This window comes from Mesorhizobium sp. M0145 (assembly GCF_040322355.1).
Lineage (GTDB): Bacteria > Pseudomonadota > Alphaproteobacteria > Rhizobiales > Rhizobiaceae > Mesorhizobium.
This window is the reverse complement of record NZ_JAMYTK010000012.1, coordinates 35,836-59,768: the sequence shown is the minus strand read 5'-3', so window position 1 is coordinate 59,768 and position 23,933 is coordinate 35,836. Positions and strand designations below refer to the sequence as shown.

Annotated in this window: 23 protein-coding genes and 1 pseudogene; 8 read left to right on the top strand and 16 right to left on the bottom strand. The window is 63.9% G+C overall.

Translation table 11 applies throughout. The features are described 5' to 3' along the window. Positions 1-7: 7 nt before the first annotated feature. Together NKJ28_RS18335 and NKJ28_RS18330 are read right to left on the bottom strand one after the other, a co-directional pair. A complete protein-coding gene (locus tag NKJ28_RS18335) occupies positions 8-913 on the bottom strand; it encodes a sugar phosphate isomerase/epimerase family protein (protein WP_502896708.1) in 906 nt (301 codons plus the stop codon). After that, positions 913-1,947 carry a Gfo/Idh/MocA family protein gene (locus tag NKJ28_RS18330; protein ID WP_352456540.1) on the bottom strand — a complete coding sequence of 345 codons (1,035 nt, stop codon included), beginning with the start codon at positions 1,945-1,947 and terminating at the stop codon, positions 913-915. The genes NKJ28_RS18335 and NKJ28_RS18330 overlap by 1 nt, the downstream gene beginning before the upstream one ends. A 195-nt stretch (positions 1,948-2,142) precedes the next feature. Here NKJ28_RS18330 and NKJ28_RS18325 point away from each other — a divergent pair, with 195 nt between their 5' ends. Continuing rightward, the gene (locus tag NKJ28_RS18325) at positions 2,143-3,168 is read left to right on the top strand and encodes a LacI family DNA-binding transcriptional regulator (RefSeq protein WP_352570462.1); all 1,026 of its coding nucleotides are present in this window, start codon (positions 2,143-2,145) and stop codon (positions 3,166-3,168) included. A gap of 10 nt (positions 3,169-3,178) precedes the next feature. Here the strand turns inward: NKJ28_RS18325 and NKJ28_RS18320 are convergent, their stop codons facing one another. Genes NKJ28_RS18320 through NKJ28_RS18295 form a run of 6 tightly spaced genes read right to left on the bottom strand, consistent with a single transcriptional unit; the run spans position 3,179 to position 9,638 of the window. Beyond that, on the bottom strand, positions 3,179-4,096 hold the full coding sequence (locus NKJ28_RS18320; RefSeq protein WP_352570463.1) for a ribokinase: 918 nt from the start codon (positions 4,094-4,096) through the stop codon (positions 3,179-3,181). Further along, complete coding sequence (locus tag NKJ28_RS18315) at positions 4,093-4,968, bottom strand: MurR/RpiR family transcriptional regulator (protein WP_023676730.1); 876 nt, start codon at positions 4,966-4,968, stop codon at positions 4,093-4,095. Before NKJ28_RS18315 ends, NKJ28_RS18320 begins: the two co-directional genes overlap by 4 nt. After that, positions 4,965-5,942 (bottom strand): ABC transporter permease, encoded by a 978-nt coding sequence (locus NKJ28_RS18310; protein ID WP_352456543.1) that lies wholly within the window; start codon positions 5,940-5,942, stop codon positions 4,965-4,967. Before NKJ28_RS18310 ends, NKJ28_RS18315 begins: the two co-directional genes overlap by 4 nt. Positions 5,943-5,958: 16 nt before the next feature. After that, positions 5,959-7,491: a sugar ABC transporter ATP-binding protein gene (locus tag NKJ28_RS18305; protein ID WP_352636635.1), complete on the bottom strand. Its 1,533-nt coding sequence runs from the start codon at positions 7,489-7,491 to the stop codon at positions 5,959-5,961. A 56-nt stretch (positions 7,492-7,547) separates the two neighbouring features. Then, positions 7,548-8,606: a sugar ABC transporter substrate-binding protein gene (locus NKJ28_RS18300; RefSeq protein ID WP_352636634.1), complete on the bottom strand. Its 1,059-nt coding sequence runs from the start codon at positions 8,604-8,606 to the stop codon at positions 7,548-7,550. Positions 8,607-8,648: 42 nt separating this feature from the next. Beyond that, positions 8,649-9,638 (bottom strand): TIM barrel protein, encoded by a 990-nt coding sequence (locus tag NKJ28_RS18295; protein WP_352636633.1) that lies wholly within the window; start codon positions 9,636-9,638, stop codon positions 8,649-8,651. A 247-nt stretch (positions 9,639-9,885) separates the two neighbouring features. On the opposite strand from NKJ28_RS18295, the gene NKJ28_RS18290 reads away from it, so the two are divergent. Beyond that, on the top strand, positions 9,886-11,364 hold the full coding sequence (locus NKJ28_RS18290; RefSeq protein ID WP_352636632.1) for an esterase-like activity of phytase family protein: 1,479 nt from the start codon (positions 9,886-9,888) through the stop codon (positions 11,362-11,364). A gap of 146 nt (positions 11,365-11,510) precedes the next feature. Here NKJ28_RS18290 and NKJ28_RS18285 read toward each other — a convergent pair whose 3' ends face one another. Further along, positions 11,511-12,299, bottom strand: coding sequence for a L,D-transpeptidase (locus tag NKJ28_RS18285; RefSeq protein WP_023676737.1), 789 nt, complete (start codon positions 12,297-12,299; stop codon positions 11,511-11,513). 191 nt (positions 12,300-12,490) lie between these two features. On the opposite strand from NKJ28_RS18285, the gene NKJ28_RS18280 reads away from it, so the two are divergent. Beyond that, positions 12,491-13,963: an MATE family efflux transporter gene (locus NKJ28_RS18280; RefSeq protein WP_352636631.1), complete on the top strand. Its 1,473-nt coding sequence runs from the start codon at positions 12,491-12,493 to the stop codon at positions 13,961-13,963. A 196-nt stretch (positions 13,964-14,159) separates the two neighbouring features. Here the strand turns inward: NKJ28_RS18280 and NKJ28_RS18275 are convergent. Further along, positions 14,160-15,101, bottom strand: a pseudogene (locus NKJ28_RS18275) (MFS transporter); the annotation flags it as partial. 231 nt (positions 15,102-15,332) lie between these two features. On the opposite strand from NKJ28_RS18275, the gene NKJ28_RS18270 reads away from it, so the two are divergent. Beyond that, entirely contained in the window at positions 15,333-15,908 is a 576-nt protein-coding gene (locus tag NKJ28_RS18270) for a TMEM175 family protein (protein WP_023676740.1), read from the top strand. Between the two features lie 7 nt (positions 15,909-15,915). On the opposite strand, the gene NKJ28_RS18265 is transcribed toward NKJ28_RS18270, so the two are convergent. Further along, a complete protein-coding gene (locus NKJ28_RS18265) occupies positions 15,916-16,197 on the bottom strand; it encodes a hypothetical protein (RefSeq protein ID WP_023676741.1) in 282 nt (93 codons plus the stop codon). A gap of 129 nt (positions 16,198-16,326) precedes the next feature. On the opposite strand from NKJ28_RS18265, the gene NKJ28_RS18260 reads away from it, so the two are divergent. Further along, on the top strand, positions 16,327-17,199 hold the full coding sequence (locus tag NKJ28_RS18260; RefSeq protein WP_352636630.1) for an SDR family NAD(P)-dependent oxidoreductase: 873 nt from the start codon (positions 16,327-16,329) through the stop codon (positions 17,197-17,199). A 69-nt stretch (positions 17,200-17,268) separates the two neighbouring features. Here NKJ28_RS18260 and NKJ28_RS18255 read toward each other — a convergent pair whose 3' ends face one another. The 3 genes from NKJ28_RS18255 to NKJ28_RS18245 form a co-directional block, all read right to left on the bottom strand. Beyond that, a complete protein-coding gene (locus NKJ28_RS18255) occupies positions 17,269-17,700 on the bottom strand; it encodes a low affinity iron permease family protein (RefSeq protein ID WP_031211766.1) in 432 nt (143 codons plus the stop codon). A gap of 168 nt (positions 17,701-17,868) precedes the next feature. Next, positions 17,869-18,510 (bottom strand): DapH/DapD/GlmU-related protein, encoded by a 642-nt coding sequence (locus tag NKJ28_RS18250; protein WP_352589494.1) that lies wholly within the window; start codon positions 18,508-18,510, stop codon positions 17,869-17,871. Positions 18,511-18,606: 96 nt separating this feature from the next. Then, positions 18,607-19,095, bottom strand: coding sequence for a CreA family protein (locus NKJ28_RS18245; protein ID WP_352636629.1), 489 nt, complete (start codon positions 19,093-19,095; stop codon positions 18,607-18,609). A gap of 206 nt (positions 19,096-19,301) precedes the next feature. On the opposite strand from NKJ28_RS18245, the gene NKJ28_RS18240 reads away from it, so the two are divergent. Beyond that, complete coding sequence (locus NKJ28_RS18240) at positions 19,302-19,880, top strand: SCO family protein (RefSeq protein WP_352450110.1); 579 nt, start codon at positions 19,302-19,304, stop codon at positions 19,878-19,880. A gap of 11 nt (positions 19,881-19,891) precedes the next feature. After that, positions 19,892-20,764, top strand: coding sequence for a 50S ribosomal protein L11 methyltransferase (locus tag NKJ28_RS18235; protein WP_352636628.1), 873 nt, complete (start codon positions 19,892-19,894; stop codon positions 20,762-20,764). 39 nt (positions 20,765-20,803) lie between these two features. Here the strand turns inward: NKJ28_RS18235 and NKJ28_RS18230 are convergent, their stop codons facing one another. Further along, positions 20,804-21,148, bottom strand: coding sequence for a hypothetical protein (locus tag NKJ28_RS18230; RefSeq protein ID WP_352636627.1), 345 nt, complete (start codon positions 21,146-21,148; stop codon positions 20,804-20,806). Positions 21,149-21,184: 36 nt separating this feature from the next. On the opposite strand from NKJ28_RS18230, the gene NKJ28_RS18225 reads away from it, so the two are divergent. Further along, positions 21,185-23,029, top strand: a complete 1,845-nt coding sequence (locus NKJ28_RS18225; RefSeq protein WP_352636626.1) for an aminopeptidase P family protein — start codon at positions 21,185-21,187, stop codon at positions 23,027-23,029. Here NKJ28_RS18225 and NKJ28_RS18220 read toward each other — a convergent pair. Beyond that, entirely contained in the window at positions 23,019-23,909 is an 891-nt protein-coding gene (locus NKJ28_RS18220; protein ID WP_352589479.1) for a LysR family transcriptional regulator, read from the bottom strand. The two genes, NKJ28_RS18225 and NKJ28_RS18220, sit on opposite strands and share 11 nt — an antisense overlap. Positions 23,910-23,933: the final 24 nt, after the last annotated feature.

The following is a 23,933-nucleotide window of genomic DNA, read 5'->3' as shown; positions in this document are numbered from 1 at the left end:
AAACTTCTCACACCGGGTTCGGCAGGTAGCTCGCGCCTCCCCGGCATTGTTGGAGATAATCCAGCGCACGCGCCTGGCCGGTGATCTCGAGATCGCCGCGATAGACCGGGTCGTGCCAGCCCTCGATGTCGATGGCGCCCTTGTAGCCGACCAGCCGCAGCTCGCTGATCACCCGCGTCCAGTCGCTATCGCCGAAGCCAGGGGTGCGCATCTGCACGAACGGCAGGCGGCCGAACACGCCATGTTCGCGGATCACGTCCCAGCGCACCGTCGCGTCCTTGCCGTGGACGTGGAAGATACGCTGCGCCCATTTGCGGATCTGCGGGATCGGATCGATCAGATAGACCAGCTGGTGGCAGGGCTCCCACTCCAGGCCGAGATTGTCGTCCGGCAATTCGTTGAACATCAGCTCCCAGGCGTCCGGATTGTGGGCGATGTTCCAGTCGCCGCTGGCCCAGTTGCCGTCCATCGCGCAGTTCTCGAAGGCGATGCGCACGCCCTTGTCGGCGGCCCGCTTTGCCAGCTTCCCCCAGACCTCGCGGAAGCGCGGCAGGCTGTCGGGCAGCGGCTTGCCTCGGATGCGACCGGTGAAGCCGCTGACCACATTGGTGCCGAACAGATGCGCGTTGTCGATGATCGTTTCCCACGCCTCGAGCACGCCGCGATCGATCTCGCCGCTCTCCAGCGGATTGCCGAACACGCCGATCGACGAGACGATGACATCGGCATCGCCGATCGCCTCGCGGATCTCGCCCGCCAGCCGCGGAATGTCCTTGCCGCCCAGCGTCTGCCAGAAGAACGGCTGGATGCTCTCGAATCCGAGCGGCAGGATCTGCCTGACATAGGCGGCCGGGTCGTCGAGGTTGGCGCGCACCATGGTGCCGATCCTGATGTCGAGCAGCGGGTTTGGCATCATGATCCTTCCTGTGAGGCGATAGCGACCCGGCGCCCGGTTTCGGCGCTCTCGATCGCAGCGAAAACCATGGACAGGCTCTTGATGTTGTCGGCGCCGCGCGTCTCCGGCGCGGTGCCGGTCTCGGCGGCGCGGACGAAATCCTGGATGATGCCGAGATGGCCGCCGACGCGATCTGCCGGGTCGAGCGGCGGCACGGCTATCGGTTCGGTGCGGTCGAACAGGCCTTCACGGACCGGCCGCACGACTTCCGCCTTCAACCCGTCCGCGCCGTCCCAGACAATGCTGCCGCGCTCGGCGACGATCCGCCATGTACTGTCCCAGCTGGTACGGAAGCCGGCCGCGCACCAGCTGCCGGCATAGGTGAACAGCTTGCCGCCGCCGAGGTCGAAGCTTGCGGTTGCCGACGACCCTTGCCGATACCAGGAGTTGGCCGGCTCCCACTCCTGGCAATAGACGCCGGCCGGTTCGCCGGCCACCATGTAGCGGGCTGCATCGAATGTGTGGATCGCCATATCGAGCAGCAGCACATGGCGCATCTCTTCGCGAAAACCGCCGAAATGCGGCGCAACGAAGAAATCGGCGTGGATGCTGGTTGGCGCACCAATGGCGCCGGAATCGAGAAAGCGCCGGATGCGCCTGACGTTGGCGACATAGCGGCGGTTCTGCACGACGGCATGGATGCGGCCGGCGCTGCGGGCCGCCTCGACAATGGCACGCGCATTGTCCGGGCTGTCGGCCAGCGGCTTTTCGGTCAAGAGATGGCAATGGTGGGCAAAGGCGGAAAGCGCGACCTCGCGGCGGGCGGCGGGAACCACCACGTCGAACACCGCGTCGGGCCTGGTCTGGTCGAGCACGGCGTCGAGGTCGGTTCCGATGACGGCGCCGGAAAGCTCGTATTCGCGCGCCCTTGCCCGCGCCCTTTCGGCGTCGAGATCAACCAGGCCGACAATGGCGAGCCCGTCGATCTGCTTGGCTGCATCGAGCCAGGCTTTGCTCATCGCGCCGCAGCCGACCAGGACGACATTGATCATCCAGCACTCCTCCCTCTCGGCCCCTCCAGACCGATCGTCACGGCGTTCACGGCAGGGCCGCAAACGTTCTTCCGTAAACGTTTACGAGAACACACCCGATGGCGTAGAATGTCAATTGGCCGATAGCGAAAAACGTGATGCCGGCTTGGCCTGAAGAGCGGCCGGTGCTAGCCAAGCAAGGGGGAGAACTGTCCTTTGGCGTCCAGTATTCACGACCTTGCACGTCACCTGAACATTTCGATCGGCACGGTGTCGCGCGCACTCAACGGCCGCGCCGACGTCAATGCCGACACACGCCAGCGCGTGCTCGATGCGGCCAAGAAGCTGAATTATTCGCCGAACCAGTCCGGCCGCAGCCTGCGGCGCGGCGCCACCCATTCGATCGCCTTCATGCTGCAGCCTCATCCGGGCGACCAGGAATATGGCGAGCCGTTCTTCATTCCGTTCCTGACCGGGTTGCAGGCCAAGCTCGCCGAAAGCGCACTCGACCTGATCGTGGTGATGGGCGCGCCGGGCGACTATCAGCAGGAGCGCCTGCGCCGTGTCGTCGAGACGCGGCGGGCCGATGCCGTGGTGCTGGCCTGGACGCGGCGCGAGGACGAGCGCATCGACTATCTGACCCAGGCCGGTTTCCCGTTCGCGACGCTCGGCCGCAGCCGCTCCGGCGGCGATTCCTATCCCTCGCTCGACCTCGATTTCGAAAAAGCCGGGGCTGACGCGGTCGATCGTCTCGTCGCGCGCGGTCACCGCCGCATCGCCGCCATCCGCCCGTCGCTCGACCTCAATTTCGGCTATCTGTTCCTCGCCGGCTATCGCAAGGCGTTGCGGCGGCACGGCATCGAATTCGACCTCGAGTTGATCGCCGACGGCTTCATCAACGAGGCCGGCGGCTACGCGGTGACGCCGAAGGTCATGCACTCCAAGGACCCGCCGACGGCCATCATCTTCAACAACGACGCGATGGCGCTTGGCGGCTGCAAGGCTCTGGCCGAGGCGGGCATCAGGCCCGGCCACGACGTTGCGGTGATCGTCATCGTCGACACGCCGCTCTGCCGCTATTTTTCGCCGGCGCTGACCGGCTTCCGCCCGGCGCTTGAGCCGATGGGCGAGCGGTTGGCCGAAATGCTGCTGGCATCGATCCCGGCTTACGCCGGCGCCGAAGGCGCACGCATCATCCGTGAAGTCTGGCCGCTGGAACTGATCGCGCGCGACAGCGATTGAATCGCGGCGGTCACTGAGCAGGCTCAGATTGATCAAGACCCCCGCGCCCGCGCTCTGGCGTTGCGACCAGCGAGGCAGCGGCGGCATTGGCGGCGGCAAGTGCCGCCTCGACGGGCTGCCCACGCGCAAGCCCAGCCGCGAAGGCCCCAACGAATTCATCGCCGGCACCGTGGGTGCTGATGACCTTCACCGGCATCGCAGGCAGTGCGAACGCCTGGCCGCCACGGTCGCGATAGGCAACGCCCTCGCCGCCTGCCGTGACGATCGCGGCCGGATAGGAACCGACGAGCATACCGGCCGCCTTCGCAGCCCCCTCGAGCGTGTCGACGACCGCAACGCCGGCCAGGAATTCCGCCTCGATGGCATTGACGATGACGATATCGGTGAGTGCGACCAGTTCGGCTGACAGCTTTCGCGCGGGTGCCGCGTTGAGGACGACGCAGCCGCAATGCGCCTTCACCGCCCGCGCCGCGGCAATGTTGGCGCCTTCCGGTACCTCGTTTTGCAGCAGCAGAACCGCCGTTTGCGCGATCAGCTCGGCCGCCTCAGTAATGTCCTTTTCGCCGAGAGTGAGATTGCTGCCCGAGACGATTACCGCGCCATAGTCGCCGCTGTCGTCGAAGATCGCTACGCTCATGCCCGAGCCGGCGCCCGCAGCCACTCCCACGAAGCGCTGGTCGACGCCGTTGCGATCGAGATTGTCGAGAAGCGCGCGGCCGAAATCATCGTCGCCGACAGCGCCGATCATTGCCGCACGCACGCCGGCCCGCGCTGCCGACACCGCCTGGTTGCCGCCCTTGCCGCCGCATTTTGGATGCCAGGCATGGCCGGTGACCGTTTCGCCCTTGCGTGGGCGATCGGGGGCTTCGACCATGATATCGTAATGCAGACTGCCGAATACGGTCACCAGCGGCGGGGAAGCCGTCATGTGCCCTTATCTTTCCGTTTCGACGTCACCGCAGACATGGTGCGGCCGAGATTGCGCTCCGCCGCCTGGTAGTCGCGTTGCGCGACCGCCACGAACAGCGCGTCGAGGATGTTGAGCTGGGCAATGCGCGCCGCTGCGTTCTCACCCATCAACGGCGAGCCTTGCGCGGTCGAGCAGAGCACGATGTCGGCGACGGCTGCCAATGGCGAGTTGTCATAGTTGGTGATGGCCAGCGTGCGCGCGCCGCTTTTGCGCGCAAGCTGGATGGCGTCGATGACGGCGCTGGTATTGCCGGAATGCGAAAAGCCGACGGCGATGTCGTCGGCGCCGAGCAGCGAGGCGGACATTAGCATCATGTGCGAATCGTCGTAGACAGAGGTGCGGATGCCGATGCGCAGGAATTTGTGCGAAACGTCGCGTGCGATCTGCGCCGAGCCGCCGACGCCGTAGAAATCGCGATTCCTGGCGCGGTAAAGCAGATCGGCGGCACGGTCGAAATCGTCCATGTCGAGGATGGCCAGCGTCTCCTCCAGCGCCTGGATGGAGGTGCGGAACACCTTCTGCACGATCTCGGCCGAACTGTCGTCCACCGACAGCTCCTGATGCATCTCGGCGGTCGGCAGGCGGCTGTATTCATAGACCGCCGTGCGAAAGTCGCGATAGCCGGAAAAACCCAGCTTCTTGGCGATCTTGACCACCATCGCCTCCGAGACACCGGCCTCCTCGGCGATCTGCTTGAGCGGTATGGTCTCGTCGAAGCCGCGCCGTCCGAAGACCGTTTCAACCACCTTCGCCTCGAGCGGCGTCAGATGCGGCATCATCATGCGAATGCGCGGTCCTACTGCTTTCAGGTCCAGCCCGGTCAAGGTCATCCACGTCCCCTCGTCACGCGATCGATAAGCATCGCGGCGAGGATTATAAGGCCAGTTGCCAGGAGCTGATAGAAGGACTGCACGTTCATCAGCGTCAGGCCGTTGCGCATGCTGCCAAGAATGACGGCACCCAGGATGGTGCCGACGACGCTGCCCTTGCCGCCCATCAGCGAGGCGCCGCCGATCGCCGCCGCTGCTATGGCGTCGAGCTCCCAGAGATTGCCCAGAATGGGTTCGGCCGCACCCAGCCGGCCGATCAGGATCTGCGCTGCAAGCGCTGCCAGCAGGCCCGAGATCATATAGGCGGCGATCTTGGTGCGGGCGATCGGCACGCCGGCTATGTAGGCCGCCTCCTCATTGCCGCCGACGGCGAGCAGATATTCGCCGAACGGCGTCTTCTTGAGGATGATCCAGGCAATCAGCGCGACCACCGCCACGATGATGACCGCCAACGGCAATCCGAACAGCGAGCCGTTGAAGATGGCACGGAAGCCGGCAGGCAGGCCGAGCACCGGATTGCCGCCGGTATAGATCAGCGCCAGCGCCCGGTAGGTGCTGAGCGTTCCCAGCGTGACGATGAAGGGCTGCAGCCCGACATAGGCGACCAGCACGCCGTTGAGCAGTCCGCAGGCAAGGCCGATGGCGAAGCCAGCGGCGATGGCCAGCGGAAACGGCACACCGGCAACCAGCATCGAGGCCGAGATGACCGCCGAAAGGGCTGCCGTCGGCCCGACGGACAGGTCGATGCCGCCCGAGATGATGACCAGCGTCATGCCCAACGCCAGGCAGGCATTGATGCTCGATTGCTGCAGGATGTTGATCAGGTTACGCTCGGCAAAAAAGCCGGGGACCAGCGCCCCGAAGACGGCAAGGATCACCACCAGGCCGATCAGCGTGCCGGCGTCGCGCACGGAAAACCGGTGCAGGAAATCTGCCCTTGGGCGCGCTGCTGTGTGTTGGGTTATATCGGTCATCCGCTGGTCCTGTCCGTTATGCACCGGCCCGATGGCCTTGCGCCTTGCCGGCCTCAATCTCCGTTTGGGGTATGGCGTGCGCGGCGATCGCGTGTTCGCTGAGACTTGCGCGGCCCAGTTCGGCGGCGACCATGCCGTCGCGCATGACGAGCACGCGGTCGGCGAGCCGGATCACCTCAGGCAACTCGGACGAAACGACGATAACCGAATGGCCTTCGGCGGCGAGCTCCTCGATCAGGTGGTAGATCTCCGCCTTGGCGCCGACATCGATGCCGCGCGTCGGCTCGTCGAACAGAAGGATCCGCGTTCCCGCCGCCAGCCAGCGGCCGATGATCGCTTTCTGCTGGTTGCCGCCGCTGAACAGGCGGATCGGCCGATCGAGCAGGAACGGCCTGAGATTGACTCGCTTCATCTTCTCGGCTGCCACGCGCTTCAGCCGGCGATGGTCGATGAGGCCGCGCGGCGCGAACACGCCCATCGACGCCAGCGCCATGTTGCTGGAGATCGACCGCAACGGCACGATGCCTTCGCGCTTGCGCTCCTCGGGCACCAGGCCGATGCCGGCCGCGATCGCGTCGCGCGGACTGGAAAGTTTTATCGCCTTGCCGTCGATCTCCATTGTGCCTGATGAGGCCCGGTCGGCGCCGGCCAGCAGCCGCAGCAGCTCGGTGCGGCCGGACCCGACCAGGCCGGCAATGCCCAACACCTCGCCGCGATGCAGGTCGAACGAAACGTCACGGACCTTGGTTGCCGAGGCGAGGCCACGCACGCTCAGCCTGATCTCGGGGGAAGCATGCGAGCGGTGTTGTTCCTGGGCAAGCTCGCGGCCGACCATCATCGAAACGACGGCCTTTTCCGACACCTGCGCGAGATCGACGGTTTCGACCACAACGCCGTCGCGCATAACAGTGGCGCGCTCGCAGATGCCGAACACCTCGTCCAGCTTGTGCGAGACATAAACGACGGCGACACCGTCGCGTGCCAGACCGGCAATGACTTCCGCCAGCCGTTCGAACTCGCTCGGCGTGAGGCTCGACGTCGGCTCGTCCATCGCCACGATCCTGGCGCGGTCGAGCAGCGCCCGGGCGATCTCGACGATCTGCCGCTGCGCCACCTTCAGGCTGCCAAGCGGGGCTGCCGGATCGATGGTCGGGTCGATGGCGGCCAGGGCTTCCGCAGCGCGGCTTTCCTGCTCGCGCCGTGCGACGAAGACGCCGCCGCGCGTCAACGGATGGCCGAGAAACATGTTCTGGGCGACGCTGAGGCGTGGCACCTGCTGTAATTCCTGATGGATCATCGCCACGCCCGCGGCGCGTGCGGCGACCGGATTGTTCAGCGTCACCGGCTTGCCATCGATCAGCACGCTTCCCGCCGTCGGTCGGTAGACGCCTGACAGTATGCGCAGCAGCGTCGATTTGCCGGCGCCGTTTTCACCGAGCAGCCCATGGATTTCGCCGGCGCCGACCGAAAAGGACACATCGCTCAGCGCCCGCACGGCCGGAAACACCTTGGAAATGCCCTCGAATTGCAGCCGGGAGATGACTGACATTGCTTCGGTTCTCCAGGCAAGGTGCCGACCCAAGGCCGGCACCTGCCGGCCCTGCTCTACTGGCCCGCTGCCGCGTCCTCGAGCAGCGCCTTGCGCACGGCGTCGCCGGCGCCAGAGTAGCGGTCGGCATTGTCCTTGGTGATCAGCGCCTGCGGCGTGGCGACGACGCGCGGCAGCTTCTGCCCGGCCACCAGTCGCAGCGCCGATTCCAGCGCCACCTCGCCGGTCAGCACCGGGAACGAATCGACGGTGCCGGTCAGCTCGCCGGCGCGGATCGAGGCATAGGCGTCGGAGATGCCGTCGGTGCCGAAGACCGCAACCTTGTCCTGCAGCCCGGCAGCCTTGACCGCCTCGACGATGCCCAGCGCCATGCCGTCATTGTTGGCATAGAAGCCGATCAGATCGGGGTGCTGCTGCAGGATGTTGGTGGCCGCGTCGTAGGAGGTCTGACGATCCCAGTTGCCGGGGACGCTGGCCACGACCTCGAACTTGCCGGCTTCGGTGATGGTGGTCTTGAAGCCGTCGGTGCGCTGGACGGCGGCGTAGACGCCGGCCTGGCCTTCGACGATGGCGACCTTGCCGCCATCCGGCCGGTTCTTGATGAACCATTTGGCGACGCGCACGCCGTTGTCGCGCTGGACATTGCCGACATAGTGCTCAGCCTGCGGGATGACCGCGTCGTTGACGTTGACCACCGGCACATTGGCTGCCTTGGCCTGTTCCATGATCGGCTGCAGGTTGGAGTCGGTCTGCGGCGAAACGAGCAGCACGTTGTAGCCTTGCGTGACCAGGCCTTCGGCGATGGTGAGCTGGCCGAGCTGGTCGCCCTCGCTCTGCGCCGCCTGGTAGACCACGGGCACGCCGGTGCGGTCGCCGAACGACTTGTAGCCCTCTCCCAGCGAGCGCCAGTATTCGTTGGTCAGCGTCTTGGAGACCGCACCCGCCTTGGTGCCCTCGGGCAGCTTGGGGAAGGCCCCGAACTTGGCCTCGAGCTGCGACCAGTCGATGCGATCCTTCTCGGTGTCGGAATTGAGCGGCGCGAGGTCCGCGGAAAACGACGAGCCTATAGACAGCGCCATCAGGGCAGCGGTGGCGGTGGCAAGCAGAAATTTCATGGTCTTTCCTCCCTGGTTGAAAACGGTGATGGCGCCGGAGCTTCAGCTGTCCGGGCCGAGCATGGCTTCCTGGATAATGGCTTGCGACGCGATCGCGTCCTGACGGTCGACGGCGGCTAACATGCGGTTGTCCCCGTCCAGCCGATCGACGACGCGCAGCATGCGCTTGACAGTCGCGATGTTGACTTCGCATTCGTGGATCGGGTCGAGCCCGGTCATATCGGGAAACGTGTCGAAGTAGATGGCGCCGGCGTAGCCGTCGCGGCCGATCTGCCTGAGCAGCTCGATCGTCTGCAGCGTATGCACGGCACCGACCATCAAGCCGTCGTCGCGCTTGGCGTAGCCATCGTTGAGGTGCACGCCGAGCAGCTTGCTGTGGCGTGCCACGAGGGCGGCGGCGAAAGCCGGCTGCTCGTCGGCATAGAGCACATGGGCGAAATCGAGCGTCACGCCGAGATTGGGCAGGCCGATCTCGCGGATCGCCAGCAATGTCGTCGCCGCATCCGGCATCAGGCTGTAGGAGCGCGGCTCGTTGGGTTTGTATTCAAGGCTGATTTGGCAGCCCGGATCATGCGCCGCAACTTCACGAATGCCATCGATTTCGTGTTGCCAGAGCGCTGCGTAGTCCGCCTGGAAGGCATAGTCGAAGCCATCCTGCCCGAGCCACAAGGTCATCAGGCTGGCGCCGGCCTCGCGCGCGGCGTCGATCCCGGCCTTGGTCAGGTCGATGGCCTCGCGGCGAACGGAAGGATCCGGGTTGGTGAAGGCGCCGAGCTTGAAGGCCGGGTTGGAGTAGTAGCGCATGGCGAAACCATTGATGGAAAGCCCGATATCGCCGAGTTTGCGCGCTATTTCCGCAGGCTTTTCATCGACATGGTCGGGGAAGTTGAGGTCGAGATCGGTCAACTCCGCAACCTTCGCCGCACGTGCCGCCATTTGCAGCATGGACGGTTTGCCGACAAGATCGGGCCACTCGGCCTGTGGCCGCGAGGCAAAGGAATTGAGGCGGGTGGCGAAACGATAGGCTGTCATCGGGGACCTTTCATTGTCATAACTTTACATTAGAACTATTATTTGTAAAGTTGTTAATTGCTCGCTCGGCGACGACGAATTCGCCATACCCAGGCCAGTTGCGACCACGAGGGACAAGCAAGCCCGGCACTGTCACGCAAGTATCATGTTCGCGTCCTAGATCGCTTCTCCGAAGGCTTTCGCGGCATCCTCGATGCGACGCGGCGCTTTTTCGGGCCCCGGCAGCTTTGTCACAAAGAGGATTTCCATGAAAAACCTGCACCGAACCGCGTCCCTCGCCGTCGCGCTGGCGATGTTCACCGCCTTGACTCCGGCCTTGGCAGAAAATGCCGCGACCGTCGGCGGCGTCAGCTTCGTCAACAAAGGCTTGGTCGGTGTCGGCCGCATCCCGGCCAGCCAGAAGGACAAGTTCGGCGAGACGTTTGGCTCCGGCTCAGGGATGTCGATCGATGCTGCCGGCTGGACGCATGGCGCCGACGGCTACAAGGGCTCGTTGTGGCTGTTGCCGGATCGCGGCTACAATGTCGTCGGTACTACCGACTACCGGCCGCGCCTCAACACGATTGCCATCGAGTTCGCCCCGATCGCGCCGGGTGCAGTGCCAGCCGCCGGCCAGGAACAGTCGGGCCTCAGGGCGACGCTTGCCGACACCATGCTTTTGACCGACGACAAGGGCGCCGACGCAACCGGGCTCGATCCGCTCAACGGCGTGCGTGCCGCGACCGACGACATGCCGATCCTGCCCGAAGCCAACGGCAAGCTCGCGCTCGATAACGAAGCGATCGCACGGCTGCCCGACGGCACGATGTTCATCTCGGACGAATACGGTCCGAACATCTACCGCTTCTCCGCCGATGGGCGTCTGATGTCGGCAACGCAGCCGCCGGCGGCGCTTGTCCCGATGCGTCACGGGACGCCAAACTTTGCTTCCAACAATCCGGGACCTGGCGCGGCAGACCCCGATCCGAAGGATCCCGAAACCGGCCGTCAGAACAACCAGGGCCTCGAAGGCATGGCGCTGACGCCGGACGGCAAGTTCCTGATTGCCGTGCTGCAGTCGGCACCCAGACAAGATGGCGGCGATTCCGCCTCGACGCGCCAGAACACGCGCGCGCTGGTCTACGATGCCTCGGATCCCGGCCAGCTCAAGCTCGCGCATGAATATGTCGTGCCGCTGCCGGTGTTCACCGATGCCAAGGGCAAAACCAAGATCGCCGCGCAGAGTGAAATCGTGGCGCTGTCGGACAAGACCTTCCTGATGCTGGCGCGCGACAGCGGCAACGGCCAGGGGCTGAAGGGCGACACCTCGCTCCATCGCGAGATCAGCGTCGTCGATGTGTCGGCGGCAACCGATATCGCCGGCACAGAGTTCGACAAGGACAAGCCGCTGGCGCCCAAGGGTGAGCTCGATCCATCGGTGACGCCGGCCAAGCTGACGCCGTTCATCGACATCAACGACAAGAGCGAGCTCGGCCGCTTCGGGTTGCACAATGGCGCGCCCAACGACCGCAACAACCTTTCGGAGAAATGGGAGGCGATGTCGGTGGTGAGCGTCCTCGATCCGAAGCTGCCCGACGACTATTTCCTGTTCGTCGCCAATGACAATGACTTCCTCACGCAGGACGGCTTCCAGGTCGGCGCGGCCTACAAGGCCGAGGATGGCGCCGATGTCGACACCATGTTCCTGGTCTATCAGGTCACGCTCCCAGGCCTCGCCAAGAAGTAGCGGCACCCATACAGGCGGAGGCGCCGAGCGCGTCCGCCTGAGCTGGCGCGATTGAGCGGTCGTGCCCCTTCAGTTGCGGCTCGCCCGCGCAAGGACGGTGTCCTAAGCATCGCAAAACCTGCGACTGACGATCCAGTCGAAGGCACTTACCTCAACATCTCCGCGTCCCTTGGCACGCCTGCATCGATCGGCTCGGCCGTCCTGTTTGACACGGCGGCGATCTTCCCGGCGGCCGACAGGTTCGGGCGCACGAAGACCGGCACGACGCCATCGACGCGGCTGTAGAGGTCGATAATGTCCTGATTCATGAAGCGCACACAGCCGGAGGAAGCGTTCTTCCCAATGGAGTCCCACTCCGGCGTGCCGTGCAGCCTATACATCGTGTCCTTGCCGTCACGGAAGAGATACAGCGCGCGGGCACCAAGCGGGCTCTGCGGGCCGGGCGGCATGCCGTCCTTGTATTTCGCCAGTTCCGGCCGGCGTTGGATCATTTCCGGCGGCGGCGTCCAGACCGGCCACTTCTTCCTCGCCTGAACCACGGCGCTGCCGGTCCATCCGAAACCGGCCTTGCCGAGGCTGACGCCATAGCGAATTGCCTTGCCGCCGTCGCGCACCAGATAGAGGAAGTGCTCGGAAGTATCGACGACGATCGTGCCGGGTTTTTCTCCAGTCGGGTCGGCCACGATTTGACGCACGAATTTCGGATCGACCTTGGCTACCGGGATTGCCGGCAGTTGATAGCCCTCGTCGATGCGCGCGGCATACATGCTTGCGGCATCGCCGAGGGCCGGATCGCTTGGTGCCGCGGGCACCGGCGGCGCCGCCACGTCCGTCGTGGTGCACGACGAAAGAGCCACGGAGGCCGCGCCCAGAGCGGATGCACCAAGAAAGGCGCGCCGGTTCAGGCGCTCAAAAAACAACGGAATATCGGACATGAGCCCCCCGGCTTGCCCTGAGATCCAGGAAAATGCGGCCCCACGCGTGCGGGATCAATATACGATTCCGAAAGGTTTGAGAAATGCTTAGATCAAGGCACGCCAGGCGGAATTTACAGCGCCGCATCGACCTCTCTCGCTAAATCGGCAATCATTGCGGACTCAGACAAGCCTTCGCCGAGTTGCCTGCCATGGACGACAACATGCCCCCGCGCCGGCAGACCGGCGACCTCACCAGTGGGCCTATCCCGCGCACCCTTTTGCTGTTTGCCCTGCCGGTGCTCGGCTCCAATGTGCTGCAGTCGCTCAACGGCTCGATAAATGCCGTGTGGGTCGGCCGTTTCCTCGGTGAAGCGGCGCTGACCGCCACGTCCAATGCCAACCTCGTGCTGTTTCTCATCCTCGGCACCGTCTTCGGCATCGGCATGGCGGCGACCATCCTGGTCGCACAATCCGTCGGCGCTCGTGACCTGCCCGAAGCCCGGCGCATCGTCGGCACCAGCGCCACCTTCTTCTTCCTCGTCTCGGTGGTGTTCGCGGTCTGCGGCTGGATCTGGGTCGATGCGATCCTCGATGCGCTCGGCACGCCGGCCGATGCGTTGCCGCTGGCGCGCTCCTATCTGCGCATCATCTTCCTCGCCGTGCCGATGATGAACCTGCTGTCCTTCGTCATGACGGTGCTGCGCGGCGCCGGCGATTCGCGCACGCCTTTCCTGTTCATGGCGCTGGCCGTCGTGCTCGACGTCGTTTTGAACCCGTTGCTCATCCTCGGCATCGGCCCGTTCCCCGAACTCGGCATCGCCGGCTCGGCCGCGTCGACGCTGATCGGCCAGACGGTAAGCGTGGTTGCCATCCTGATCGTGCTTTATGCGCGCAAGCACCCGCTGCGGCTGGCCGGCGCCAATCTCGTTCTGCTGCGGCCGGACCCGGCGCTGCTGCGCATTGTCGTCTTCAAGGGCGTGCCGATGGGCCTGCAGATGATCGTCGTTTCGGCCGCGGCGCTGACGGTGATGGGCATGGTCAACTCGTACGGCTCGCAGGTCGCGGCTGCCTACGGCATAGCCGCACAGCTCTGGACCTATATCCAGATGCCGGCGCTCGCCATCGGCGCCGCGGTGTCGTCCATGGCGGCGCAAAATGTCGGCGCCAGGCGCTGGGACCGGATTGGACGCATCGCCGCCTCCGGCGTCGGCTTCAACCTTGTGCTCACCGGCATGCTCGTCGCGCTGCTGTTCGTATTCGATCGCGCGGTGCTCAGCCTCTTCCTTGGCAGCGACAGTGCAGCAATCGAGATCGCCACTCACATCAACAAGATCGCGTCGTGGTCCTTCATCCTGTTCGGCATCACCATCGTGCTCTTCGCCACCGTGCGTGCCACCGGCGCGGTGATGCCGCCGCTGATCATCCTGGTGATCTCGGTGCTGCTGGTGCGCACCAGCTTCGCCTATTTCTTCCGAAGCGTGATCGGCGAGGAAGCTCTGTGGTGGAGCTTTCCGGCTGGCTCTATAACCTCGCTCGTGCTGGCCGCGACCTATTACCGCTTCGGCCGCTGGCGCAGCCTGCACATGATCGAGAGCCGGCCGGCTGCCGGCGAACCGCCGGATACCGGCCTCGGCGTACCGCGCCAGCGCGCGCATCTTTCGCCCGAGACACCGAACGGCTGAAAGGTCGGCTCAGCGCGCGTATTTCGCGCCAAACCCGAGAGCGACCAGGGAAAAGACGACAATCATGCCGGCAAAGGCCAGGCTTGCCACGGTCGCACCTGCCACCGTCGACAGAACGCCGATGCCGATGACCGGCAGCGCCGCAAAAACAGCAGATGAAGAAGGCCGAGACGACTTCGGCGCGCCGGTCCGCCGGCGCGATCTCGTTCACCACTTGCAAGCCGCCGCGATAGCCGAGCGCTGCCGCCCCGCCGCACAAGGCGGTCCCGGCAATCATTATGGCCATCGAGGCGAAGACCTGCGCCGCAACGACCAGTGCGACGGTTGGGATCATCAGCGCAAGTGCCGCGAACATCGCGGCTCGGCTCGAAAGACGTGCCGTCGCTACAATGGTGGCGGCCGTCACGATTGCCAATTCAAAGAACAGAGCGCCGGCTTCGGCATGGTTGGTTACCTGCAGTTGCTGCGCCAAAATGCTCGGTGCGAGTGCTGCATAAAAGCCGACCAGCGCCATTGCGCCAAAGCCGGTCACCGCCGGCGCAACGAAACTTGCGCGGATGTCATCGGGCACGGAAAGCCGCGGTCGCATCGAAACGTCAGCCAGTTTCCCCGGCCGCGAAACGGTTTCCCGCGTGCGCCAGACCAGCAGGGTTACAGTCGCGAGCATCGCCAGGTAGACGACGAATGTCAGCCTGAGCGGCCAGGGCGCGTATTCGGCGAGCAACCCGGCCCCCAGCGCACCGAGGCCGAGGCCGAGAAAATTGGTGCTGGTGGCAATCGTCGCCGCCTGTGACTTGTCGTCGGTCGGGAGCAATTCGGCGAGCCAGGCGGTGCCGGTGCCCGCGCCAACGCCGATTCCCAGTCCGCTCAGAATTCGGGCGATATCGAGCCAGGCGACATTTTCGGCGAAGAGGAAAACCACCGCGCTGACGACGGCCACCGCCATCCCGGCCAATGCCATTGGACGGCGCCCGATGACATCGGACACACGCCCTAACATCAGAAGCGCTGCCAGATTGCCGATGACATAGACGGCGTAGACCAGCGTCAAAGTGATCTGCGAGAAGCCGAAGAGCTGCTTGTAGATGATGTAAAGCGGCGTCAGCGCCGTGCTGCCGGCGAAAAGAGCCGCAATCATGGCGGCCACGGCGGCCGCTGCAGCGCGGCCGCCGAGTTCGTGATCGCGCGTCATGACTTGAGCGTGAGCTGTCATTTTTTCGACCTTTTGCTGTTCGGGATCTGACATCCTAACGCCTTTTTCGCGTCAGCCGTTCCCCCTCCCCGGCTTGCTCCTGACAAGTTTGGCAGCTTTGCCGATGGCGCTGAGCGAGATCCTCTTTTAACTTCAGCGGATTGTCAGGGGAGATTCATGGGCAAGGGACGAGTCGAGGCATTCACCGATGGCGTGGTCGCCATCATCATCACCATCATGGTGCTGGAATTGAAGGTGCCGCATGGCGAGGATTTTTCCGCGCTGGCACCACTCTGGCCGATCTTCCTCAGCTATGTGCTGTCCTTCATCAATGTCGGCATCTACTGGAACAATTTGCACAACATGTTCCATACCGTGCAGCGGGTCGACGGCCGCGTGCTGTGGGCGAACCTCAACCTGCTGTTCTGGCTATCGCTGATGCCGGCGACGACAGCCTTCATGGGTGAGAACCATTTCGCGCCGGTGCCGGTTGCCGTCTATGGCGTCGACCTGGCGCTCTGCGCCATCGGCTTTAACATCCTCACCATGGCCCTGCATCGACTGCACGGCAATGAGACTCTCTTCGCCAGGGCGTTGGGCAATGACCTCAAGGGAAAGATCTCGCTGGTCCTCTATCTTTCCGCCATCGCGCTGACCTTCGTCAATCACTGGATCGGTGTCTCGATCTATGTCCTGGTGGCGATGATCTGGTTCGTGCCGGACAGGCGCTTCGAGCGGCTGATCGAGAAATAGGCCCCCTCTAGCCTCGCATTGCTTTCAGCTTTTCCGCTACCGAAGCGGCAAGGTCGGCGTAGCGCTCCTCCAGCCGCTCGGCCGCCTTGATCACTGAAAAATCATGGCCGAATTTTTCCAGCGCCATGCGCAGCTTTTCGACGAATTCGGCCTGTTTTTCGAGCGCCGAAAACAGCGTCATAACTTGCGCTTCGCTGATGTCGGGATTGGCGAGCATTTGTGGCACCTCGCGGCTCATCTGGTCGCCGGTGGCGGTCTGTTCTTTCAGGATCTCGATCCAGTCGGTCAATCGTCAGGTCTCCTTTTCGATATCAGCATGCGCAGCGCCCGCCGATGCGGTCAACCCGAAGATGCCGGCACCGGCTTGCGCGAGCCTCTTTCCGCGCTAAGTTCGCCGCGGCCAGAACAGGAGAAAATCATGACCACCGACGCCGAGATCCAGACCGCCCTGCCCGCACTTGCCTCCGGCAATGTCGCCGTCATCACCGGCGCGGCCAGCGGCATCGGCCTTGCCGCGGCCAAACGGCTGGCGGCGATGGGCATGAACATCGTGTTGGTCGATATTGGCGGCGCACGCCTCGATGAGGCCCGGCGCGCCGTCGCCGCCATCGCCGGCGACAGCGCCGTGATTGCCATTGCCACCGACGTTTCGAAAGCCGACGAACTCGACCGCCTCGCCGAAAGGACATCCGGCACTTTCGGCGACGTGTCGCTGCTGATGAACAATGCCGGCGTCGGCAACAACCCCGGCAAGCCCTGGGAGAACCATGACGCCTGGAAGCGACTGCTGGACATCAATTTCTGGGGTGTCGTGCATGGCGTAGAGGCGTTCGCGCCACGCATGCTGGCGGCGGGAAAGCCCGGCCTGATCGTCAACACCGGCTCCAAGCAAGGCATTACCACGCCGCCCGGCAACCTCGCCTACAACGTCTCCAAGGCTGGCGTGAAGACCTATACCGAGGGCCTTGCACACGCGCTGCGCAACGAGCCGGGCGCCAGTGTCGCGGCGCATCTGCTTATCCCCGGGTTCACTTTTACCGGCCTGACCGAAGGTGCGACCGAAAAGCCGGCCGGCGCCTGGACCGGCGAGCAGGTCATCGACTTCATGCTGGCCTCGCTACTACGTGGCGATTTCTACATCCTGTGCCCCGACAACGAGGCGACCCGGTCCATGGACGAAAAGCGCATGGCCTGGGCGATTGGCGACCTCATCGAGAACCGCCCTGCCCTGTCGCGCTGGCACCCGGACTACAAAGATGCTTTCGCGGCATTCATGACACGCACCGCATGATCCCGAACCGAAGATCACCGTAGCAAAGAATCGGATCCGATCTTCGCAGGTATGCGCCGGACCTTTATATCACGCCGCCGCGTGCTTCTTCGTGTTCCGCTTCTTCGCCATGGCTTTCTCGGCTGCCAACTCGGCAAGCTTCTGATCATGCCGCTTCGCTGCCTGTTCGCATTTCTTGCGGATCTCTTCGACCTCGGTCTCAGTCAGGTGTTCGATACCGATGAAGGTGTTCTGGGCTGTGCTGACCCGGATCAATTCGTCGAGCTTCGCCTGGATCGCAGCGCCATCGCGGTTCTGGGTGTTCTGGATGAGAAACACCATCAGGAAGGTGACGACCGTCGTGCCGGTGTTGATGACGAGCTGCCAGGTGTCCGAAAAGCCGAACATCGGCCCGCTTGCCGCCCAGACGACGATGATCAGGAAACAGACGGCAAACGTCGGCGGCAGGCCGGCAAAATGGGCGACGTTGTTGGCGATCCTGGTGAAAAGCTTCTCAATCATTCAAACTCCCTCAACAGCCGGGCGACGAACCCGGACGGAAGCCGAGTTCATTGTGTCTGCAGAAACAGTTGGCAGCCGCTCCTGGTTCCCTCGTGGCGGAAGGTCGCGGGTACATTGTTGGAGGAGCAGATCGCGCAGGCCGTCGGACCGCTTGCAGATACGCCCGAGTCAGGCGGCGCCGTTTTCCCAGCGGTCGAGGAAAGCCTCGATGGGCAAGGCCTGCATGTCGGGGACTGCCCTGGCCAGTTTCTCGAGCGGCCAGTCCCACCAGGCAAGACGTTCGATCCGGGCCGCAGTTCCCGCGCTGAAGCGCTGCCGCAATGGCCTGGCCGGAACGCCGGCGACGATTGCATAGGCCGGCAGGTCTCGCGTCACCACCGCATTGGCACCGACGATCGCGCCGTTGCCGATCACTATGCCAGGCATGATCACGGCGCCATGGCCGATCCAGACATCATGGCCGATGCTGACGGCTCTCGCCCGCCGCCGGTCGCGGAATGCCTGATCGACACCCAGCCAGCGGAAGTACTCGTTGGGCCGATAGCTGATTTTGTGCTGCGTCAGCCGCTCGACCGGATGCTCCAGCGCATTGATGCGGCTGTTGGCGGCGATCGAGCAGAATTTGCCGATCGTCGTATAGATCGCCTCGGCGTGGCGCTCGAAGTAGGAGAAGTCGCCGACCGTCACCTCGCGCAGGATGACCCGCTCGCCGATCGACGCGTGGCGTCCAAGCTTGCACGCCTTCAGCTCCGCCGTCGGATGGATGCGCGGCTCGGGATCTTTCAGGACAAGGTGTTCGGGACGGTCCATGCGCGCGCTTTACGCCCGCGCGGATAGTCTCGCAAGCCGAGTGCAGCGCCGCGCATCCGTTTGGACGCGCCGAGGACCCTGTAGCACCTTAAGTCTCTATTTCGGCTTGCCGCTGGTCCACACCACGTTCTGGCCGTAGAGCGGCACGGTCGTGACCGACATTTTTGCCGAGCCGTCCTGCACCTGGCGTGAATGCGACAGGTAGATCAGGGTCTCGTTGGCCTTGTCGTAGATGCGGTTCACCACCTGCTTCTTCCAGATCAGGCTGATGCCTTGCTTGAACACCTCCTCGCCGGCCTCGCTCATGTCGATGTCGCCAATGGTGATCGGCCCGGTCTGGCGGCAGGAGATCGAAGAATCGGACGGGTCCTCGAACCAGTTGCCTTTCTGCAGGCGGTCGATCACGCCACGGTCGAAATAGGAGACGTGGCAGGTCACGCCCTCGACCTTCGGATCCTTGATCGCCTCGACGATGATATCGTTGCCGAGCCAATCGACGCCGACCTTGCCGATTTCCTCGGCGGCGGCCGCGCCGGCGCCAATGACAAGGCATGCGGCTAACGCGCCGCCAATCAGTTTTCGCAAAGAGGCCTCCTGCGGTTCGAATTTTGCCGACCTCAGGTGGGACGAACGGCAGCGCTTTGCAAGCAGATCGCCTCCCACAGGATTGCCGGTTGCGGCAACGCGACATCTTTGCGTCGGCGCGACCGAACCGCTAAGAGTGTTCGCCAAAGCCAGGGTCTTCACGGCGCCAACCCGGCGCCCGATGGAATAACGACGGACTTTCACTGATGATGCGTTCAATTCTGGTCGGTATTCTCGTCCTGATGGCCGCCGGAATCGGCTGGCTCACCTTCGACTGGTACCGCGGACATTATGGCGGCGAGCCGTTCGGAGCACCGTTCACGCTGGTCGACCAGAAGGGCGCGCCGGTCACCGAAGCCGCCTTTCGCGGCCACCCCAGCGTCGTCTTCTTCGGCTTCACGCACTGTCCGGAAGTCTGCCCGACCACGCTTTTCGAGTTGGCCGGCTGGCTGAAGACGATGGGCGACGACGGCAAGAACCTGCGTGCCTATTTCGTTACGGTCGACCCGGAGCGCGATACGCCCGAAATCATGAACACCTATGTCAGCAATTTCTCCGATCGCATCCTCGGCATATCAGGCGATCCCGACAAGGTCCACGCCATGGCCAAGTCCTTCGGCATCTACTGGAAGAAAGTCGACACGAACGACGGCGACTACACGATGGACCACACTGCTTCGGTGCTGCTGCTCAACGCCAAGGGCGATTTCGCCGGCACCATTGCCTATGGCGAAAGCCCGGATGCCGCCATCGCCAAGCTCAAACGGCTGGCGGCGGAAGGTTGACACATCCGGTAATGACGCAGACGCGTTTGTATTTCACCGCGGGCAAGATCGAGGCTGACCGCATCTTTGCGGCGCTCGGTGCGGCATTCGACGATGAGGGCCTGCCGATTGCGGTGCTCGAGGTCGACGAGGACCGCGACATCCACGAAGTATCGCTCTATGCCGACGACGACGTCGATGCGGTCGAGGCGCGGCTTAGGGACATCCTTGCCGGACTGTCGCTGTCGAAACCGATAGCGCGCGAAGCGCTGCCCGACATCGACTGGGTGGCGCGCTCGCTGGAGGGATTGAAACCGGTTCGGGCCGGGCGCTTCTTCGTCCATGGCGCGCATGACCGCAGGAAGCGCCACAGCGGCGAACTCGCCATCGAGATCGAGGCCGGCCTTGCCTTCGGTACCGGCCATCACGGCACCACCGCCGGCTGCCTCGAAATGCTGGAGCAGGTCATACAGCGCGAGCATCCGCGCAACGCGCTCGACCTTGGCACCGGCAGCGCGGTGCTCGCCATCGCGGTGGCCAAGCTCGCGCATATACCGGTGCTGGCGACCGACATCGACCCGGTCGCCGTCAAGGTGGCCGCCGCCAATGCGCGACTGAACCAGGTCAAGGGGCTCATTGAAACGGTGGCGGCGCCCGGTTTTCATCATCCGATCTTTGCCGCGCGTGCGCCCTTCGACCTGATCGTCGCCAACATATTGGCGCGGCCGCTGATGCGTCTGGCGCCGCAAATGGCCGGACATATGGCGCTCGGTGGCTCGATCGTTTTGTCGGGCATCCTCGAGCGCCAGCGCGATGCGGTAATCGCGGCCTATGTCGGCCAGAAATTCCGGCACGTCCGCACCTTGCACCGCGAGGGCTGGGTGACGATTCACCTCAAGCGCTGAGGCGCAGCGCCTTCAACGCAAGCCGGAATCAGCTCGGACCTAGCGCGAGTTCGCCGCTTTCTTCAGCTGTTCGCGATCGTAGCCGTGAGCTTTCAGCGTTTCGTCGTCAAAGCCAAGCAGAACGCCGCTCACATACCGGCTCGCTTCGCGCTGGCGAGCTTCGATCAGCGCTTTCACAGCGTTTCTGAAAAATCCGCGTCTAGGTGAAATCGTGGACATGACGGTCTCCTTTGCAGGGCAATAGGACTCTTTCCTCCACGTGAAGAGGGTAAGCTCTGCTGACGCTTTTTGAAATCGCCGATTCTGCATGGCGTCCATGCGCAAAGAGACACGCAGCAACCGGGAATGATCGGTCCGAAAATCGATTCCGATTTTCGAGGTCATGCGCTACGGTCGCGCCAGCATTCGAGGAGAGCCTACATGTTCCAGACCTTCGATTCCGCCGGCGATCCGGCCGTTGGCAAGCCGCGCGTGGCAATGCTGCGCCGATGGTTGGCGGCGAACGGGCTGGATGGCTTCATCGTGCCCCGTGCCGACGAGCACCAGGGCGAATATGTCGCCGACCGCTCGGCACGGCTGAAATGGCTGACCGGCTTCAGCGGCTCGGCCGGCGTCGCCATTGTGCTTGGCGAGCGCGCCGTCATGTTTGTCGACGGGCGCTACACGCTGCAGGTGCGCCAGGAGGTCGATCTCGACATCTTTTCGATCGAGAGCCTTGTCGACAACCCGCCGGCCAACTGGATCAACGACAATCTCGGCAAGGGCGTGCGGTTGGGCTTCGATCCGTGGCTCCATACGATCAGTGACGTCAAGGCGCTGAAGGCCTCGGCCGAGAAATCAGGCGCGATACTGGTGCCGCTCGAAGAGAATCCAATCGACGCCATTTGGCAGGACCAGCCCGGGCCGCCACTGGCGCCGGTCGAGATCCACCCGATCGGCTTTGCCGGCGAACTGGCCAAGGACAAGCTGGTGCGGCTGGCGGCGGCCACCGAGAAGGACGGCGCCACCCATGCCGTGCTGACCGACCCCTCCTCCATTGCCTGGGCCTTCGACATCCGCGGCGGCGACGTACCGCACACACCGCTGGCGCTCGGCTTTGCCGTGCTCGCCGCCGACGGCTCGCATCTGCTTTTCATGGACCAGCGCAAGTTTTCGCGCACCGTCGCGGCCTACCTGACGCAGCTCGCCGAATTGCACGAACCAGGTGAATTCGAATCGGCAATCGTCACCCGGGCCAAGGGCGGCGCAAAGATCGCGCTGGACCCGGTTCTCGCGGCGGACAAGCTCAGAATGCTGGTCGAGGATAATGGCGGCACCGTCATTGCCACGGCCGATCCGGCCCGCATTCCACGCGCAACAAAGAACAAAGCTGAGATCGCCGGCGCACGCGCCGCACATCGCCGCGACGGCGCCGCGGTCGCCAAGCTGCTGTGCTGGCTCGACCGCCAGAAGCCCGGCACGCTCGACGAAATCGCCGTTGTGACCAGGCTTGAGGAGACGCGCCGTCAGACCGGCGAAGAAACGCAGATGCCGCTGCGCGACGTATCGTTCGATACCATCTCCGGCGCTGGTCCTAACGGCGCCATCATGCACTACCGCGTCTCCCGCGCCACCAATCGCAAGGTGGGGGATGGCGAACTGTTCCTGCTCGATTCCGGCGGGCAGTACCAGGACGGCACCACCGACATTACCCGCACGGTTCCGATTGGCGCGCCAACCGAGGAGATGCGCGAGCGCTTCACGCTGGTGCTGAAAGGCATGATCGGCATCTCCATGCTGCGCTTCCCCCAGGGCACGCGCGGCTCCGAAATCGATGCAGTGGCGCGCCTGGCGCTATGGAGACACGGCTGCGATTTCGCCCATGGCACTGGGCACGGTGTCGGCTCCTATCTTGCCGTGCATGAGGGCCCGCAGCGTATCGCCAAGACCGGTACCGAAAAGCTGCTGGCCGGCATGATCCTCTCCAACGAGCCCGGCTATTACAAGGAAGGTTCCTACGGCATCCGCATCGAGAACTTGATTCTGGTGACACCGGCCGAGGCAATCGAGGGCGGCGACATCGCCATGCACGGCTTCGAGACGCTGACGCTGGCTCCGATCGACAAGCGGCTGATCCGGTCGGACCTTTTAACCCGCGACGAGTTGCATTGGCTTGACGAATACCATGCCCGCGTACTGGCCGAGATCGGACCGATGCTCGACGGCGAGACGCTGGCCTGGCTGGAAAAAGCAACCGCCCCGCTGCCGCACGACCTCAAGCAATAGCGCCGGCGGCAACGCCGGTTGGCAGGCTTTGCTCCGCAAGCAGTCCCTGCAAAGCGGTGACGTTGGGAGAACCGGCTCCCTTGCGCCAGAACAACACCGTGACGGCGTTGTCTTCGTCAGAGGGCAGTTCGTGCAGCTTTAGCCAGCGGCTTTCCGGGAAACCCGAAAGCACGCTTTTCGGCATCAGCGCTATGCCCATGCCAGCCACCACGCAACCAAGGATGGCATGGTATGAACCAAGCTCGATGGTTTTCTCGGCCATGAACCCTCTGCGCGCATACCATTGTTCCAGCCGCTTGCGGTGCGGACAGCCGTGCTCGAAGGCTATCATGGTTTTGGGCATGTCCAGGTGGTCTTCGACCGAAACGCGCGATGCCGCCGAGACAATGACCAGCTGCTCGTGGAATGCGGGCAGCTTTTCGAACGGAACGTCAGCGATCGGCTCGGCTGCGAACGCTGCATCGAGTTCGCCGGCAAGCATGGCGGTCGCGAGAACCTGCGGATTGCCGGTGCGCAACTGGATTTCCACTTCGGGATAACGTGCGTGATAATCGGCGAGCAGACTTGGAAGCCGTGCCGCGGCGGTGCTCTCCATAGCACCTAGGCGAAGCGTGCCGCGCGGGCGTGGATCGAGCATCGCCGTTCGCGCCTCCTCCGCAAGCGCCAGCAGCCGATCCGCATAGCCGACCAATTTGTGACCGGCCGGCGATACGTGCAGGCGCTTGCCCTCCCGGATAAACAGCTGCACGCCGAGATCCTCCTCGAGCTGCCGGATGCGTGTGGTCACGTTCGACTGCACGCGAAACAGTTTTTCCGCCGCCCTGGTGATTCCGCCCTCACGCACCACCGTGCGGAAGATGCGCAGATCGGTCAAATCCATACATCTCTCCTGGAGAACATAACG